Source organism: Curtobacterium pusillum, from assembly GCF_013359865.1.
Classification (GTDB): domain Bacteria; phylum Actinomycetota; class Actinomycetes; order Actinomycetales; family Microbacteriaceae; genus Curtobacterium; species Curtobacterium pusillum.
On sequence record NZ_JABMCE010000083.1, the window covers coordinates 114147 to 129228 of the forward strand.

Consider the following 15082-nt stretch of genomic DNA (forward strand, 5'->3'; position numbering starts at 1 on the left):
CCAGACTGAGAGTTCCACACACCGGTATGGTGCGATCACCATGACGAAGCTCCGCATCCGCGACGCCGCGCGGTACCTCGGCGTCAGCGACGACACGGTCCGGCGGATGGTCGACGGCGGGACCTTCACCCGGTCGACCGACACCTCCGGCCGCACGGTCGTGGACGGGCGCGAGCTCGCCGCGCACATCCGGGGGCGCAGCGCGCAGCTCGACGACCCCTCCGGCACGAAGAGTTCGGCGCGGAACCGGTTCGTCGGGATCGTCACCGACCTCGTGGTCGACGGGGTGATGGCGCAGGTGGAGTTGCAGAGCGGCCCGCACCGGATCGTCTCGCTCATGAGCGCCGAGGCCGTCCGGGATCTGGGACTCGAGGTCGGCACGGTCGCGGTGGCGTCGGTGAAGGCGACGATGGTCTCGGTCGAGGTCCCCGCGGAGACGACGGACAGCCGATCGGCCGTGGAGCAGGACGGATGACCGGGCACATGACCGACGACCGACGCAGGCTGCTGTCCCGCACCGCGGCCCTCGAAGGAGCGGGCGACCGTGCCGTCCGCGCACTCGCCGGAGCGAGCGTCCTGGTCGTCGGAGCCGGGGGCCTCGGCGCACCCGTGCTCACCTACCTCGCGGGCTCGGGCCTCCGCCGTGTCACGATCGTGGACCACGACGTCGTCGACACGTCGAACCTGGCCCGGCAGACGCTCTTCGCCGCGGCGGACGTCGGTCGGCCCAAGGCGGTCTGCGCTGCCGAACGGGTCCGGGGCGTCGACCCCGAGCTCGAGGTCGTGGCGGTGCAGGAGTCCTTCCGTCCCGAGCACGTCGCCGGGCACGACGTCGTGGTCGACGCCGCCGACAGCGTCGAGGTCACCCGGGCGATCTCGGACGCCTGCTCCCCGGTCGGCATCCCGTTCGTCTGGGGCACCGTGCTCGGACTCGACGGGCAGGTGTCGGTGTTCCACGACGCCGGGTCGGAGCCGATCGACTTCCACGACCTGCACCCCGAGGCGCTGCCGGACGAGGGGTCGTGCGCGCTCGACGGCGTGCTCCCCGCGCTGTGCGGTGCCGTGGGCGCGGTGATGGCCGCGCAGGTGACCGCGCTCGTCGCCGGGATCGGCGAGCCGCTGACCGGCCGGGTGCTGACCGTCGATGCGCGGCGGTGGCGCTGGACCGAGAGCCCGCTCCGCCGCGGGCCGGGATCGCGTCGGCCGGCCCCGGTCGTCGACGACGCCCCACCGAGGATCGCTCCCGCAGCGCTCGCCGAGCGACTCCGCGACGCACGCACCGGCACCGGCACCGGCACCGGGAGCCCCGTCGTCCTCGTCGACGTCCGCACCCCCGACGAGCTCGCCACCGGTGTCATCCCCGGCAGCGTCACACCGCAGGACCTGGACGACGAGCGCCTCGCTGCCGGTGCCGTCACGACCCCGATCGTCGTGGTCTGCGCCAGCGGCGTCCGCGCCACCGCGTGGGCCCGCACCGCCCGAGCGGGCGGCCGTGACGCGGTCGTCCTCGACGGCGGCATCCGCGCCTGGCAACGCGAAGGCCACCCAGTGACCGCAGATGCGGATACGATCGGGGAATGACGACGCATGTGCGGAACGCCGCACTCCTGATCACCGTGGTCACCCTCGCTGCCCTCGGTCTGGCGGGCTGCTCGACCTCCACGGGGAGCGGCTCCGACACGAGTGCGTCGGCCAGCGGGACCGCCACGGACGGCCCGACCGGGAAGATCACCGTGTTCGCCGCGGCCTCCCTCCAGCAGACCTTCACGACGCTGGGCGACCAGTACGAGGCCGCCCACCCCGGCACGACGATCACGTTCTCGTTCGCCGGTTCGAGCGACCTCGTCACGCAGATCCGGAACGGCGCGCCCGCCGACGTGTTCGCCTCGGCGGACGAGGCCAACATGGACAAGATCGTGAAGACGGACGTCGCTGCCGGGTCGCCGAAGGACTTCGCGACGAACGTGCTCGAGATCGCCGTGGCCCCGGGCAACCCGAAGAAGATCACCGACCTCGACGACCTGACCTCGTCCGACGTGCAGCTCGTGACCTGCGCGGCCCCGGTGCCGTGCGGCGCCGCGACGGCGAAGGTCGAGCAGGCGACCGGCATCAACCTGTCGCCGGTCAGCGAGGAGCAGTCCGTGACCGACGTCCTTGGCAAGGTCGAGTCTGGTCAGGCCGACGCCGGACTCGTGTACGTCACCGACGTGCAGGGCGCCGACGGCAAGGTCGACGGCGTGCCGTTCGACGCGTCGAGCAAGGCCGTGAACACGTACCCGATCGGCGTGCTCAAGGGTGCCTCGAACCCGGACCTGGCGAAGGCGTTCACGGCGTACGTCCGCTCGGACGCCGGGCGGAAGGTGCTCGCGGCCGCCGGCTTCGGGGCGCCCTGACGCATGCCCGGCCGAGCCGAGCGGGCCCTCGCGAGCGTCCGGACACCGGTGCCGTGGTGGCTCCCGATCCCCGCGGTCCTCGGCGGGCTCTTCGTGGTGGTGCCCGTCGTCGCGATGGTCGGCCGCGTCGACTGGGGCTCGTTCGGCGCGCTCGTCACCTCGCCGGCGTCCCTGACCGCCCTGGGCCTGAGCCTCGGCACCGCGGCGGCCGCGACCGGCATCGCCCTCGTGCTCGGCTACCCGCTCGCCGTCCTGTTCGCCCGGTCGACGTCGCGGTGGGTCGGCGTCGCCCGCGCCCTCGTCCTCCTGCCGCTCGTCCTGCCACCGGTCGTCGGTGGCCTCGCGCTCCTCGCGGCGTTCGGACGGCTCGGGGTCGTCGGGGCCTTCCTCGACGCCCACGGCCTCCGCATCGCCTTCACCACGACGGCTGTGGTCATCGCCCAGACGTTCGTCGCGATGCCGTTCCTGGTGTCCTCGATCGAGGGCGCGCTCCGCGTCGGTGGTGACCGGTTCGAACGGGTCGCCGCGACGCTCGGCGCCGGCCCGACCCGCACGTTCCTGACGGTCACGACGCCGCGGGTGCTGCCCGGCATCCTGTCCGGACTGGTGCTCTGCTTCGCCCGCGCCCTCGGCGAGTTCGGCGCCACGCTCACCTTCGCGGGCAGCCTGCAGGGTGTGACCCGCACGCTGCCGCTCGAGATCTACCTGCAGCGCGAGATCGACCCGGACACCGCCGTCGCGCTCGCCCTGGTGCTCGTGGTCGTCGCGCTCGTCGTCATCGGCGCGTCCGCGGTCCGCTCCCGGGCGGTCGTCGCGTGAGCGTCGGACTCCGCGCGCACGTGGTCGTCCCGTCGAGGGACGTCGACGTCCGCCTCGACATCGGTCCCGACGAGTGCGTCGCACTCATCGGTCCGAACGGCGCCGGCAAGTCCACGGTCGTCGAGGCCCTCGCCGGCCTGCTGCGCGTCCGCACCGGCGAGATCGTCCTCGGTGGACGCGTCCTGACGGGCGTGCCGCCCCACCGCCGCGGGGTCGGTCTGGTCGCGCAGCGCGCCGACCTGTTCCCGCACCTGTCGGTCGCCCGCAACGTCGCCTACGGTCCGCGCGCCTCCGGTCTGGGCGGACTGGAGGCGCGGCACCGGTCCGCGGCGGCCCTCGCCGCCGTCGGCGTGGCCGGTCTGGCGGACCGGGTGCCGGGGACGCTCTCGGGCGGGCAGGCCCAGCGTGTGGCGATCGCCCGGGCCCTGGCGACGGCACCGGCGCTCCTGCTCCTCGACGAGCCCACCTCGGCCCTCGACGTCGATGCCCGCGCCGAGGTCCGAGCGGCCCTGCGCACCGCCCGCACCGGCCGTCCGACGCTCCTCGTCACGCACGACCCCCTCGAGGCCGTCACGCTCGCGGACCGCGTCGTCGTGCTCGAGCACGGCCGGATCGCCGAGCAGGGCACGACCGCCGCCGTGTTCGGTCGGCCGACGAGCGCGTTCGCGGCGTCGTTCTCCGGGCTGACGCTCGTCCGCGGGACCGGCACCGGGGACGGGATCGCACTCGACGACGGGGGTGTGCTGCCGTCGTCGACCGGCACCGCGCCTCCCGACGGTCCCGCGATCGCCGTCTACCACCCGACCGCCGCCGTCGTGACACGCGACGGTGCCGGTCCGGAGCGCGTGGTGACCGCGCTCGAGCCGCGGGAAGGACTCGTCCGGGTGCGGGCCGGCGACCTCGTCGCGGACGTCACCGTGACCGTCGCCGCCGCTCTCGGCCTCGTCCCCGGCGACGCGGTGCGCATCTCCGTCCCGGCCGACGAGGTGACGGTCTACCAGCGTCCCGGTGCGAGGATGTCCCGGTGACGAACTGGATCGCCAAGGCCTGGCCCGTCGGGGTCCCCGTCGTCGCGGCGATCGTGCTCGTGCTGTCGTTCGGACGGCACGACCTCGGGACGTTCGTCGTCGTGATCGTGGCCGTCGTCCTCGCCGGCACCGTGCTCGCCGCGGTGCACCACGCCGAGGTCGTCGCGCACCGCGTGGGGGAGCCGTTCGGGTCCCTCGTGCTCGCCGTAGCCGTGACGGTCATCGAGGTGGCGCTCATCATCGCGCTGTCGAGCTCCGGCGGTGCGAAGGCCGAGACGCTCGCGCGGGACACCGTGTTCTCCGCGGTGATGATCACGATGAACGGCCTGGTCGGGCTCGCGATCCTCATCGGCACGATCCGGCACAACACCGTGCGCTTCAACCAGGAGGGCGCGTCCGCGGCGACGATGACCGTGGCCGCGCTCGCGGTGCTCACCCTCGTGCTGCCGACGTTCACCACCGGCACCGAGGACTCGTCGTTCACCGGCGTCCAGCTCGTCTTCGTGGCGCTGGCGTCCCTCGCGCTCTACGCGCTGTTCGTCGTGACCCAGACGGTGGCGCACCGGGACTTCTTCCTGCCCGTGAACCGCAGCGGCGGCGTGCTCGAGGAATCCGAGGACGCGCACGCCGCGATCCCGTCCGGTCGCGCCACGCTCGTGTCGCTCGGGCTGCTGCTCGTCGCGCTCGTCGCGGTGGTCGGGCTGGCGAAGGTCGAGTCGCCCGCGATCGAGGCCGGCGTCGCCGCGGTCGGGTTCCCGCCGTCGTTCGTCGGCGTCGTGATCGCGCTGCTCATCCTGCTGCCGGAGGGCATCGCCGCGTCGAAGGCCGCTGCCCGGAACCGGATCCAGACGAGCCTCAACCTGGCGATGGGGTCGGCAATGGCGTCGATCGGCCTCACGATCCCGTCGATCGCCGTGGCGTCGCTGTTCATGCCCGGGACGCTGCTGCTCGGGCTCGGGCCGAGTCAGATCGTGCTGCTCGCGCTGACGATCGTCGCCGCGGTGCTCACGGTGCTGCCGGGACGGGCGACGCGGTTGCAGGGCGGTGTGCACCTCGTGGTCTTCGCGGCGTTCATCGTCCTGTCCGTCTCGCCGTAGGCGGCTCCGTCGTCAGCCGCCGGCGAAGGGCGGCATGACGTCGACCACGGTCACACCGGCGAGCGACGTCGACCGGTCGCGCGTCGTCACACCGTCGACCAGGTAGGAGCACCGCTCCTGCAGCGCCACCCACCGCTCGGGGTCCGCGGCGTCGACCGCGCGGAGCGCCTCGTCGAGCACGACCGCGTCCAGCGCGACCTCGTCCACGCCGACCGCGGCCCGTGCCGCCGCGAAGAACCGCACCGTCGTCACCGTCATCCCCCGATCGCGCTCATGCCCCGTGTCGGGTGCACCAGGTCGTCGCTGTCGTCCCCGTGGTCCCGCGGCTTCGCCCACATCGCTCGGCGCCACAGCTCGGCGACCTCGTCGTCGGTCGCGCCGCTCCGCATCGGGCCCAGCACGTCGGTCTCGTCGTCCGAGAACAGGCAGCTCCGGACGTGTCCGTCGGCGGTCAGGCGCGTGCGCGTGCAGTCGGCGCAGAACGACTCGGTGATGCTCGCGATGATGCCGATCGTGCCGAGGAACGCCCCGGTCTCGCGCGACAGCACCCGGAACCGCTCCGCCGGAGCACCGTCCCGCGGGGCCTCGTCCGGCAGGAGCTCGAACGACGACCCGATCAGGGTGCGGGTCTCGGCGGCGGTGATCATCGACGTGCGGTCCCAGGCGTGGTCGGAGTCGAGCGGCATCTGCTCGATGAACCGCAGCTCGTAGCCGTGATCGAGGCACCAGCGCATCAGGTCCGGTGCGAGCGCGTCGTTCACACCGCGCAGCAGCACCGCGTTCACCTTGATCGCGAGCCCGGCCGTCGCCGCCGCCTCGAGCCCGTCGATCACCCTGTCGAGGAACGGTCGGCGGGTCACGGTCGCGAAGACGCCGGGATCGATGGTGTCGAGTGACACGTTCACCCGTCGGAGTCCGGCGTCCCGAAGGGCCCCGGCGCGGTGTGCGAGGCCGATCGCGTTCGTGGTCAGCGACAGCTCCGGGGCGTCCGGCAGCGCGGCGCAGCGGGCGATCACGTCGACGAGGTCGTGCCGCAGCATCGGCTCACCGCCCGTGAAGCGCACCTTCCGCACGCCGAACCGCGCGGTGCCGAGGCGGACGAGGCGCTCGATCTCCGCAGCGGTCATGAGGGCGTCGTCCGGGGCGAACGGCAGTCCGGCGGCGGGCATGCAGTACGTGCAGCGGAGGTTGCAGCGCTCGGTCAGCGACACCCGCAGGTCGACGGCGCGACGTCCGAAGCGGTCGACGAGGCCGCCGGAGTCACCGGTGTCGCCGGACGAACCGAGCAGGGTCGCGGGTGCCATGCGCGTCAGCGTACGTCGTCCGCGCCGCGACCGCCTGATGACATCGCGAGTGCTCGCCGACCGGGGCCGTCCCGGAACGTGAGCCGTGAACCCCAGCGCTCCCAGTCCGACCGGCGCGTCCGGACGAGGGTGGCGACGACGATGACGAGGACCGCCCCCGCGAGCCACCACCGATACGCGTCCGCGGACGGCCACACGCCGCGCAGCGCGATCGCGAGACCGATCGACAGCCACTCCCACCGCCCCGAGAGCACCACGAAGGGGATGAGCAGCAGTGCGTACCAGGGGTAGCGCGGACTCACCGCGAGGAACGTCACGCCGATCACGAGGACCTCGCCGGACCACGGTCGGGACGGGTCGGTCAGCCGCCAGGCCACGAACGCGGCGAGGAGCACCAGCAGCCCGACGACGATCGTGGCCGCGTCGCCCCGGAAGACCAGCGACACGAGGGCGAAGCGGGAGCCGTCCTCGTAGCCCTCCTCCGACAGGTACCCCGGCAGGTAGCCGAGGACGCCGAGCCCGGTCGACAGCACGTACGGCACGTAGAGCAGCCCGAACACGGCGATGCCGACCGGGATCGCCCACCAGTTCCGCCACCGGCCGAGCAGGGGCGGGTAGACGATCGCCGGGATGAGCTTCGTGGCCGTCGCGGCCCCGAGCGCGATCCCGCCCCAGATCGGCCGGCCGAACGCGACGAGCACGGCGCCCGCGGTCGCCAGCGCCGCACCGACGGCGTCCACGTGCGAGTTCGTGACCGCCTCGGAGGCCACGAGGGGCGACCACGCCCAGAGCGCCGCCCACCAGGTCGGTCGGCCGACGCGACGGAGCACCGCGACGAGGCCGACGGTCACGCCGAGCGACACGAGCAGCCCCGCCACCTGGAAGGGCATGTACTGGGCGGTGGCCGGCACGAACGCCCGGACGGCCGCGAACCAGAGCTGCGCCATGGGCGGGTAGATCGTGGTGACGTCCGGCCGGTTGATCGCGGTGCAGTGCCCGAGCGGACCGTCGCCCAGCCCCCGGTACCGCGGCTGTTCGCACGTGCCGTCGACCTTGTCGGGGAAGAGCCAGTCGGGACGCAGACCGGACAGTGCGTTCGACTGCGGCGTGTGTGCGTAGGGGGAGACCCCGGCGTGCTGCACGATGCCGTCCCAGGCGTACCGGGCGGAGTCGGTGCTGGTGTTCGGGGGGCCGAGGATCGCCGCGAGCCCGATCACCACGGCACCGCCGACCACGAGCCACGTCATCCACCGCGTCGGGACGAACCGCAGCGCCAGCACCGCGCCGGCGAACACCGTCCAAGCGATCAGGGTCCACGCGACGAATGGGGAACGATGACCGGATCGGAGGAACCCCAGATGCGTGACGCCGAAGGCGATGACGCCCGCGAGGGCCAGCACACCGACCACGGCCAGCACGGCCAGCACGGTCGGCAGGAGTCGGCCGGGGCGAAGTCGTTCTCTCATGGTGCGACGAGGCTATCCATGGTCAGGGGCCTGCTCCTGGATGCACGATCCGCGATGGCATCGCCGAACCGGAACGCGCGTTCCGCCGTGGTGCTCGGACGTCTGCTCGGGGTCGCGTTCCTCGTCTGCTTCGGCACCGGCGTCTACAGCTACCTCCTCCAGCAGCCCCTGCCCGGCATGCGGTTCCCGACGCGGCCCGCGCAGCTGTACCAGTTCACGCAGGGTGTGCACATCACGGCCGGGATCGCGATCATCCCGCTGCTGCTCGCGAAGCTCAACGCGGTGATGCCGGCGCTCGTGCAGGTCCCGCCCGTGCGCGGCGTGCTGCACCTGCTCGAGCGGCTCTCCATCGCGGTGCTCGTCGCGTCCGCCATCGTCCAGGTCGTCACCGGCCTGCTCAACACGTACCAGTGGTACCCGTGGCCGTTCCCGTTCAAGCAGGTGCACAACGCGCTCGCGTACGTCATCATCGGGTCGCTCATCGTGCACATCGGCGTGAAGCTGCGGCTCATCGCGCGCTACTGGCGGAAGCGCGACTCGTACGACGAGCACGGCCGGTTCGTCGTGGACCGCGCCGCCGGCAGCGAGCTGCTGTCGCCGGCCCCGGGACCCGCGGCCGCGCAGGCGGTCGCCTCCTACCCCCGTGGCCTCACCGGCCGCCTGCTCCGTTGGATCGACGGCGCACCCGTCCCGGACCCGCAGGACGAACCGACGGAGCCGAGCCGCGCCTCCCGGACCACGCCGGAGGCGACCGAGGGGCGACGTGAGCGGGTCGCGCGACGCGGGTTCCTCGCCGGCGTCACCGCGGCGACCGTCGGCGTCGTCGCCCTCACGGCGGGCCAGTCGAGCACGCTCGCCGAACCGTTCAACGTGTTCGGCGCCCGACAGCGCCACCGCGGTCCGCTCGACCTCCCCGTGAACCGGACCGCCCGCGCCGCCGGTGTCCTCGCGACCGCCACCGCGGCGGACTGGAGCCTCACGGTCGTCGGCCGGGACGTCAGCCGGGCGTTCTCCCGTGCCGAACTCGTCGCCCTCGGCACGGCCGAGGCCGAGCTGCCCATCTCCTGCGTCGAGGGCTGGAGCCAGATGGCGACCTGGAGGGGTGTGCGGATGCGCGACCTCCTCGGCGCCGTGCAGGCAGCACCGGGGTCGCACGTCCGGGTGACGAGCCTCGAGCGCCACGGCGGCTACCGCGTGATGGACATGGGTCCCGAGTACGCGGAGGACCCGACGACCCTGATCGCGCTCGAACTGAACGGCGCGACGCTCGACCTCGACCACGGGTTCCCGGCACGCATCATCGCCCCCGGCCGCCCTGGCGTGCTGCAGACGAAGTGGATCGAGAAGATCGAGGTGATCGCATGAGGGCCGCGCGCACCGTGCTCGTCGTGGTCGGGGTGCTCGTCATCGCGTTCGGGGCGTACGTCCTCGTGACGACCGTGCGCCCCGTGCGGATCGGAGGGCTCGCGACGTGGCTGCTCGGCGCGGTGGTGCTCCACGACGCGATCCTGTCGCCGTTCGTCGTCGCGGTGGGGCTGCTCCTGCGCCGGACCGGGCGGGCGCTGCGGGCGTGGGCGCTCGTCGTGGTGCAGGCGGTCGTGGTGCTCGGCAGCGTCCTGGCGCTCGTGGTGCTGCCGGAGATCGCGGCGAAGGCCCAGGGGCAGAAGAACCCGACCGTGCTGCCGTTCGACTACGGTGCCCGGCTGCTCCTCGTCGAGGGCGTCCTGCTGCTCGTCGTCGTGGCCGTCCTCGTGGTCGGGGCTGTTCGCTCGCGGCGACTGGTTGAACCGACAACCAAACAGTAGGATGTCGCCATGACCGACGAGACGCCGTGGCTCACGCGCGACCAGCTGCGTGCCTGGATGAAGCTCGTCGCCGTCATGGAGCTCCTGCCGGCGGCCCTCGACCAGCAGCTCCAGCGCGACGCCGACCTGACCCACTTCGACTACATGGTCATCGCCATGCTCTCGGAGACGGACTCCCGCACGCTGCGGATGTCGGCGCTGGCCTCGGCCACGAACGCCTCGCTCCCGCGGCTGTCCCACGTGGTCTCGCGACTCGAGAAGCGCGGGCTCGTCTCCCGCTGCCCGTCGACCGACGACCGCCGCGCGACCGACGTGCGGCTCACGGACGCCGGGTACGCGACCATCGTCGAGGCGGCGCCCGACCACGTGCGCACGGCTCGACGCGTGGTCATCGACGCGCTCAGCGACGAGCAGGTCGGACAGCTCGACGGGATCGCCGCCGCGCTGCTCGCCCGGCTCGACCCGGAGGGACGGTTCGCCGCCCTGACCTACCCGCGGGACGGCGACGACACGGCGATCTGCGAGGCACGCCTGACCGGCACGGCCGCGGACTGACCGGCACGGTCACCGGGTGCCGCTGCAATAGGCTCGCCGCATGAGTGAGTCCGCCGCGCCGTCCGACACGTACTCCTACCTCGGACCCGCCGGTACCTTCACCGAGGCCGCGCTCAAGCTCGTCGACGCCGCCGCCGGCAAGCCCTGGCGGAGCGTGAACAACGTCGGAGAGGCCCTCGACGACGTCGTCAGCGGCCGGTCGATCGGCGCCGTGATCGCCATCGAGAACAGCGTCGACGGCGGGGTCAGCGCCACGCAGGACGCCCTCGCCCGGATCCCCGGCGTGCGCATCGTGGGGGAGTACCTCGTCCCCGTCGACTTCGTGCTCGTCGCACGGCACGGCACGGCCCTCGCCGACGTCCGCACGGTGAACGCCCACCCCGTCGCCTACGCCCAGACCCACAACTGGCTCGAGGTGAACGTCCGCGGGCACGGCCACATCCCGGCGTCCTCGAACGTCGCCGCCGCTGCCGCCCTGCTCGACGAGCACCCCACCGCGGACGCCGCCGTCGCACCCCCGGGGATCACCGACCACTACGACCTCTCGGTGCTCGCCTCCTCGATCGGGGACAACGCCTCCGCCGTCACCCGGTTCGTCCTCGTGTCGAAGACGCTCGCGCTCCCGGAGCCGACCGGCGCCGACAAGACGAGCGTCATCGTCGAGCTGCCCGCCGACCACCCCGGTGCCCTCGTGGACATGCTCGAGCAGTTCGCGACCCGGGGCATCAACATGGGGCTGCTGTCCTCGCGGCCGATCGGTGACGAGCTCGGCCGGTACCGGTTCGTCATCGACCTCGACGGGCACGTGCGGGACGAGCGCGTGGCGGACGCCCTGCTCGGACTGCGCCGGTTCAGCCCGCGCGTGACGTTCCTCGGGTCGTACCCGCGCGCCGACGGGGTCCGTCCCGAGGTGCCCGCCCGCTACTCGGACGCCGCGTTCGTCGAGGCACGCGACTGGCTCCGCGCGATCGTGTCCGGCGAGCCCGACCCCCGCTGACGGGGCCCCGCCGCCTCCGCAAAACGCAATGTTGGCGGCTGTTCGCAGAGGTATGACGCTGCGGGCAACCGCCAACGTTGCGTTTTGCGGGAGAAGGGAGGGAGGGGGAGCTCAGCGGCGGCGGACGCCCCGACCCTGGTGCGGCTCGACCGCGGGGATCCGCACGTCCAGCGATCCGGGGTCGAGCCGCGCGCGGAACGCGATGATCTCACCCTCGGGGTCCCCGTCGATCTCGAACTCGTCCGGCTTCTCGAGGCGCAGCACGAACTCCTCGCCGCGCATGTAGCGCAGCGGCCGCTCCTGCTTCGCCGCCGTGGTGATGCGACGCCCGATGATCGTGTTGCCGAGCGACGACCGGTGGAACCAGCGCAGGATCGCGTTCTCCCAGAACACGCGAGCGCCGATCCGGACCCAGCCGAAGAAGCCGCGCGGTCGCATCACGACGATGTCGAACACCCCGTCGTCGATCTCGGCGTCCGGCAGGAGCATCGCGTTGGCCTGCAGCATCCCGCAGTTCCCGACGATCACGGAATGCGCGCGGACCGAGCCGTTGCGGGCCGACTCGTCGAGCCGGTAGCGGAACTCGAAGCCGTCCGTGTCCCGCACGGAGCGGAACAGCGAGTCGAGGTAGGCGAGCCATCCGACACGCTTCTTCAGTTCGGGCCGGGTGTTCGCGAGCATGCGGGCGTCGAGCCCGAGGCCGGCCATCACGAGGAAGCCGAACTCCTCGCGGGAGCCGTCGGGCCGCTCGACGCCGATCAGCCCGAAGTCGATCGGTCGGTCGTGCCCCGAGAAGATCGCCTTCGCCATCCCGCCGAGGTCGTCGAGCGGCAGCTTCATGTTCCGGGCCAGCAGGTTCCCCGTGCCGCTCGGGAGCAGCGCCAGCGACGCGTCGGACCCGTGCACGACCTCGGCCACGGCGCGGACGGTCCCGTCCCCACCGGCGGCAGCGACGACGTCGGCACCGGCCTCGAGTGCTGCGCGGGCCATGCCGCCGCCCGGGTCCTCCTCCGTGGTCTCGAACCACAGGGTCTCGGCCCAGCCCGCCTCCTGCTCGTGCTTGGCGACGGTGCGCTTGAGGGTCGGCAGGTGGACCTTGACCGGGTTGTACACCACCGCGGCCGTCCGCTGCTCGGTCTGGAGGGCGTCCTGGCCCCCGGGCGCGGTCTCCGAAGGGGTCGACATGCACCAACGGTACCGATCGGATGCTGCGAGGGATCGTCCGACGCGACCAGCGGGACGCCTGGAGGCGCGGGTCGGGCCCGCACCGCGCCTCCAGTCCGTCTCGCACCCCGGCCGCCTTTAGGATGGTGCGGTGATCGATCCCCAGCTGCTGCGTGACAACCCGGACGTCATCAAGGCCTCGCAGGAGGCGCGCGGCGCCTCCGTCGCCGTCGTCGACGAGGCCGTCGCCGCGGACGCCGCCAGGCGGAGCGCGATCACCTCGTTCGAGTCCCTCCGCGCCGAGCAGAACGCGTTCGGCAAGACCGTCGCGAAGGCCCCGAAGGACGAGAAGGCCGCGCTCGTGCAACAGGCCCAGGCGCTCGCCGGTCAGGTGAAGGAAGCCCAGGCCGAGGTCACCGCCGCCGAGGAGACCTTCAACACCGTCGTCCGCTCGATCCCGAACGTCGTGCTGCCCGACGTGCCGAAGGGCGGCGAGGACGACTTCGTCACGCTCCGCACCGTCGGCACCAAGCCGGAGTTCGACTTCGAGCCGAAGGACCACGCCGACCTCGGCGAGCACCTGGGCATCATCGACATCCCCCGTGGCGTGAAGGTCTCCGGCTCGCGGTTCTACTTCCTCCGCGGCCTCGGCGCGCGGCTCGAGATCGCGCTCATGTCGCTCGGCCTCGACCGCGCGGTCGCCGCCGGGTTCGAGCCGCTCATCACGCCGACGCTCGTGCGGCCCGAGACGATGGCCGGAACCGGCTTCCTCGGCGAGCACGCGGCCGAGGTGTACCGGCTCGAGGCCGACGACCTGTACCTCACCGGCACGAGCGAGGTCGCCCTCGCCGGCTTCCACGCCGACGAGATCCTGTCCCTCGACGAGTCGGGCGACGGGCTGCGCTACGCCGGGTGGTCGACCTGCTACCGGCGCGAGGCCGGTTCGGCGGGCAAGGACAACCGCGGCATCCTTCGGGTGCACCAGTTCAACAAGCTCGAGATGTTCTCGTACGTCCACCCGGACCAGGCCGAGGCCGAGCACGAGAAGCTCGTCGGGTACCAGGAGCAGATGCTGCAGGACCTCGGGCTGCACTACCGCGTGATCGACGTCGCCGGCGGGGACCTCGGGACGAGCGCCGCGCGCAAGTTCGACATCGAGGCCTGGGTCCCGACGCAGGGCACCTTCCGTGAGCTCACCTCGACGTCGAACTGCACCACGTTCCAGGCCCGTCGCCTCGACATCCGCTACCGCACGTCGACGGGGAAGACCGCGCCGGTCGCGACCCTCAACGGCACGCTCGCCACCACCCGGTGGATCGTCGCAATCCTCGAGACGCACCAGCAGGCCGACGGCTCCGTCGTCGTGCCGGAGGTCCTGCGCCCCTACCTCGGTGGCGTCGAGGTGATCGAGCCCCGATGAGCACGCAGGGGCGGTTCGTCGACGGTGCGTCCCAGGGCGCGGGTCCCGGTGCGCCCGCGTCGGGTGCGATCACCCGCACGAAGCGCTGGTTGGTCGCGCTCGACATCGACGGCACGACCATGCGCGAGGACGGAGTCGTCACCGACACCGTGCTCGCCGCGATCCGCGACGCCGAGGCCGCCGGTCACGAGGTCATGCTCGCCACCGGGCGCAGCGAGGGCATGACCGTGCCACTCCTGTCCACCCTCGGGATCACACCGAGGTACCTCGTGTGCGCGAACGGGGCGCTGACCCTCGCCCGGCGGGACGACGGCTCCTACGAGCGCGTGCACGTCGAGACGTTCGACCCCTCCGAGGTCCTGCAGACCATCCACGGTGCCCTGACGAACGCCGAGTTCGGCGTGGAGGACGAGACCGGGCACTTCCTGCTGTCCGGCAACTTCCCGGACGACGCCATGACCGTCTCCGGTGAGCACGTGTCCTTCGAGCAGCTGCTCGGGGTCGAGGCGACTCGTGTCGTCGTGATCTCCCCGGGCCACGACACCGAGGACTTCCTGCAGATCGTCGAGCGGATGGGGCTGCACAAGGTCTCGTACTCGGTGGGCTGGACCTCGTGGCTCGACATCGCTCCCGAGGGCGTGACGAAGGCCACCGCCATGGAGCGCGTCCGCGAGTGGCTCGACATCCCGCGCTCACGGGTCTTCGCCGCGGGTGACGGCCGGAACGACATCGACATGCTGCGGTGGGCCTCCACCTCGGGGCGCGGGGTCGTCATGGGGCAGGCGCCCGACGACGTCGTCGACGCGGGGAACGAGCTCACCGGCGGGGTCACCGACGACGGGCTGGCCGCGGCCCTCGACTCCCTGCCGCGCTGACGCGCGGGTACGACCGGAGGCCCGCTAGACTGCCGTCGATCCGTCACGCCGCGTGCATGGCCGGGTCGGGAGGGTTGTCCGAGCGGCCGATGGAGCCTGTCTTGAAAACAGGTGGGCAGAGATGTCTCGTGGGTTCGAATCCCACACCCTCCGCCAGTG

16 protein-coding genes and 1 tRNA gene are annotated in these 15082 nt (G+C 72.5%); 13 read left to right on the forward strand and 4 right to left on the reverse strand.

What is annotated here, in order from left to right:
• The first annotated feature begins 40 nt into the window (after positions 1–40).
• The 6 genes from HP507_RS13130 to HP507_RS13155 are packed head-to-tail and all read left to right on the forward strand — an operon-like array spanning position 41 to position 5337.
• Entirely contained in the window at positions 41–475 is a 435-nt protein-coding gene (locus tag HP507_RS13130; protein WP_175352238.1) for a TOBE domain-containing protein, read from the forward strand.
• A gap of 8 nt (positions 476–483) precedes the next feature.
• Positions 484–1581 (forward strand): HesA/MoeB/ThiF family protein, encoded by a 1098-nt coding sequence (locus tag HP507_RS13135; protein ID WP_175352239.1) that lies wholly within the window; start codon positions 484–486, stop codon positions 1579–1581.
• Positions 1578–2393 carry a molybdate ABC transporter substrate-binding protein gene (gene modA, locus HP507_RS13140; RefSeq protein ID WP_175352240.1) on the forward strand — a complete coding sequence of 272 codons (816 nt, stop codon included), beginning with the start codon at positions 1578–1580 and terminating at the stop codon, positions 2391–2393. The genes HP507_RS13135 and modA overlap by 4 nt, the downstream gene beginning before the upstream one ends.
• 3 nt (positions 2394–2396) lie before the next feature.
• Positions 2397–3212, forward strand: coding sequence for an ABC transporter permease (locus HP507_RS13145; protein ID WP_175352241.1), 816 nt, complete (start codon positions 2397–2399; stop codon positions 3210–3212).
• Complete coding sequence (locus tag HP507_RS13150; protein ID WP_175352242.1) at positions 3209–4240, forward strand: ABC transporter ATP-binding protein; 1032 nt, start codon at positions 3209–3211, stop codon at positions 4238–4240. The genes HP507_RS13145 and HP507_RS13150 overlap by 4 nt, the downstream gene beginning before the upstream one ends.
• Positions 4237–5337, forward strand: coding sequence for a calcium:cation antiporter (locus HP507_RS13155; protein ID WP_175352243.1), 1101 nt, complete (start codon positions 4237–4239; stop codon positions 5335–5337). The genes HP507_RS13150 and HP507_RS13155 overlap by 4 nt, the downstream gene beginning before the upstream one ends.
• Before the next feature lie 12 nt (positions 5338–5349).
• On the opposite strand, the gene HP507_RS13160 is transcribed toward HP507_RS13155, so the two are convergent.
• From HP507_RS13160 to HP507_RS13170, 3 genes are read right to left on the reverse strand one after another with little or no spacing between them, the layout of a single operon-like run.
• The gene (locus HP507_RS13160; protein ID WP_175352244.1) at positions 5350–5595 is read right to left on the reverse strand and encodes a MoaD/ThiS family protein; all 246 of its coding nucleotides are present in this window, start codon (positions 5593–5595) and stop codon (positions 5350–5352) included.
• A complete protein-coding gene (moaA, locus tag HP507_RS13165; RefSeq protein ID WP_175352245.1) occupies positions 5592–6641 on the reverse strand; it encodes a GTP 3',8-cyclase MoaA in 1050 nt (349 codons plus the stop codon). Before moaA ends, HP507_RS13160 begins: the two co-directional genes overlap by 4 nt.
• Before the next feature lie 5 nt (positions 6642–6646).
• Positions 6647–8107, reverse strand: coding sequence for a glycosyltransferase family 87 protein (locus HP507_RS13170; RefSeq protein WP_175352246.1), 1461 nt, complete (start codon positions 8105–8107; stop codon positions 6647–6649).
• A gap of 54 nt (positions 8108–8161) precedes the next feature.
• Between HP507_RS13170 and HP507_RS13175 the strand changes: the two genes are divergently transcribed.
• From HP507_RS13175 to pheA, 4 genes are read left to right on the forward strand one after another with little or no spacing between them, the layout of a single operon-like run.
• On the forward strand, positions 8162–9472 hold the full coding sequence (locus HP507_RS13175; RefSeq protein ID WP_254701103.1) for a molybdopterin-dependent oxidoreductase: 1311 nt from the start codon (positions 8162–8164) through the stop codon (positions 9470–9472).
• A complete protein-coding gene (locus HP507_RS13180; protein WP_175352248.1) occupies positions 9469–9912 on the forward strand; it encodes a hypothetical protein in 444 nt (147 codons plus the stop codon). Before HP507_RS13175 ends, HP507_RS13180 begins: the two co-directional genes overlap by 4 nt.
• Before the next feature lie 9 nt (positions 9913–9921).
• Positions 9922–10467: a MarR family winged helix-turn-helix transcriptional regulator gene (locus HP507_RS13185; protein WP_175352249.1), complete on the forward strand. Its 546-nt coding sequence runs from the start codon at positions 9922–9924 to the stop codon at positions 10465–10467.
• 40 nt (positions 10468–10507) lie between these two features.
• Complete coding sequence (gene pheA / locus HP507_RS13190; protein WP_175352250.1) at positions 10508–11464, forward strand: prephenate dehydratase; 957 nt, start codon at positions 10508–10510, stop codon at positions 11462–11464.
• A gap of 111 nt (positions 11465–11575) precedes the next feature.
• Here pheA and HP507_RS13195 read toward each other — a convergent pair whose 3' ends face one another.
• The gene (locus tag HP507_RS13195; RefSeq protein WP_175352251.1) at positions 11576–12649 is read right to left on the reverse strand and encodes a diacylglycerol/lipid kinase family protein; all 1074 of its coding nucleotides are present in this window, start codon (positions 12647–12649) and stop codon (positions 11576–11578) included.
• Between the two features lie 130 nt (positions 12650–12779).
• Between HP507_RS13195 and serS the strand changes: the two genes are divergently transcribed.
• From serS to HP507_RS13210, 3 genes are all read left to right on the forward strand, one after another.
• Positions 12780–14048: a serine--tRNA ligase gene (serS, locus tag HP507_RS13200; protein WP_175352252.1), complete on the forward strand. Its 1269-nt coding sequence runs from the start codon at positions 12780–12782 to the stop codon at positions 14046–14048.
• On the forward strand, positions 14045–14923 hold the full coding sequence (locus HP507_RS13205; RefSeq protein ID WP_175352253.1) for an HAD family hydrolase: 879 nt from the start codon (positions 14045–14047) through the stop codon (positions 14921–14923). The genes serS and HP507_RS13205 overlap by 4 nt, the downstream gene beginning before the upstream one ends.
• Before the next feature lie 68 nt (positions 14924–14991).
• A tRNA-Ser gene (locus HP507_RS13210) sits at positions 14992–15079 on the forward strand.
• Positions 15080–15082: the final 3 nt, after the last annotated feature.

Excerpts from the sequence above, each read along its gene's own strand:
- HP507_RS13130 (WP_175352238.1), top strand. The coding sequence starts at position 41 with ATGACGAAGCTCCGCATCCGCGACGCCGCGCGGTACCTCGGCGTCAGC.
- HP507_RS13135 (WP_175352239.1), top strand. The coding sequence starts at position 484 with ATGACCGACGACCGACGCAGGCTGCTGTCCCGCACCGCGGCCCTCGAA.
- modA (WP_175352240.1), top strand. The coding sequence starts at position 1,578 with ATGACGACGCATGTGCGGAACGCCGCACTCCTGATCACCGTGGTCACC.
- HP507_RS13145 (WP_175352241.1), top strand. The coding sequence starts at position 2,397 with ATGCCCGGCCGAGCCGAGCGGGCCCTCGCGAGCGTCCGGACACCGGTG.
- HP507_RS13160 (WP_175352244.1), bottom strand. The coding sequence starts at position 5,595 with ATGACGGTGACGACGGTGCGGTTCTTCGCGGCGGCACGGGCCGCGGTC.
- moaA (WP_175352245.1), bottom strand. The coding sequence starts at position 6,641 with ATGGCACCCGCGACCCTGCTCGGTTCGTCCGGCGACACCGGTGACTCC.
- HP507_RS13170 (WP_175352246.1), bottom strand. The coding sequence starts at position 8,107 with ATGAGAGAACGACTTCGCCCCGGCCGACTCCTGCCGACCGTGCTGGCC.
- HP507_RS13175 (WP_254701103.1), top strand. The coding sequence starts at position 8,162 with ATGGCATCGCCGAACCGGAACGCGCGTTCCGCCGTGGTGCTCGGACGT.
- HP507_RS13180 (WP_175352248.1), top strand. The coding sequence starts at position 9,469 with ATGAGGGCCGCGCGCACCGTGCTCGTCGTGGTCGGGGTGCTCGTCATC.
- HP507_RS13185 (WP_175352249.1), top strand. The coding sequence starts at position 9,922 with ATGACCGACGAGACGCCGTGGCTCACGCGCGACCAGCTGCGTGCCTGG.
- pheA (WP_175352250.1), top strand. The coding sequence starts at position 10,508 with ATGAGTGAGTCCGCCGCGCCGTCCGACACGTACTCCTACCTCGGACCC.
- HP507_RS13195 (WP_175352251.1), bottom strand. The coding sequence starts at position 12,649 with ATGTCGACCCCTTCGGAGACCGCGCCCGGGGGCCAGGACGCCCTCCAG.
- HP507_RS13205 (WP_175352253.1), top strand. The coding sequence starts at position 14,045 with ATGAGCACGCAGGGGCGGTTCGTCGACGGTGCGTCCCAGGGCGCGGGT.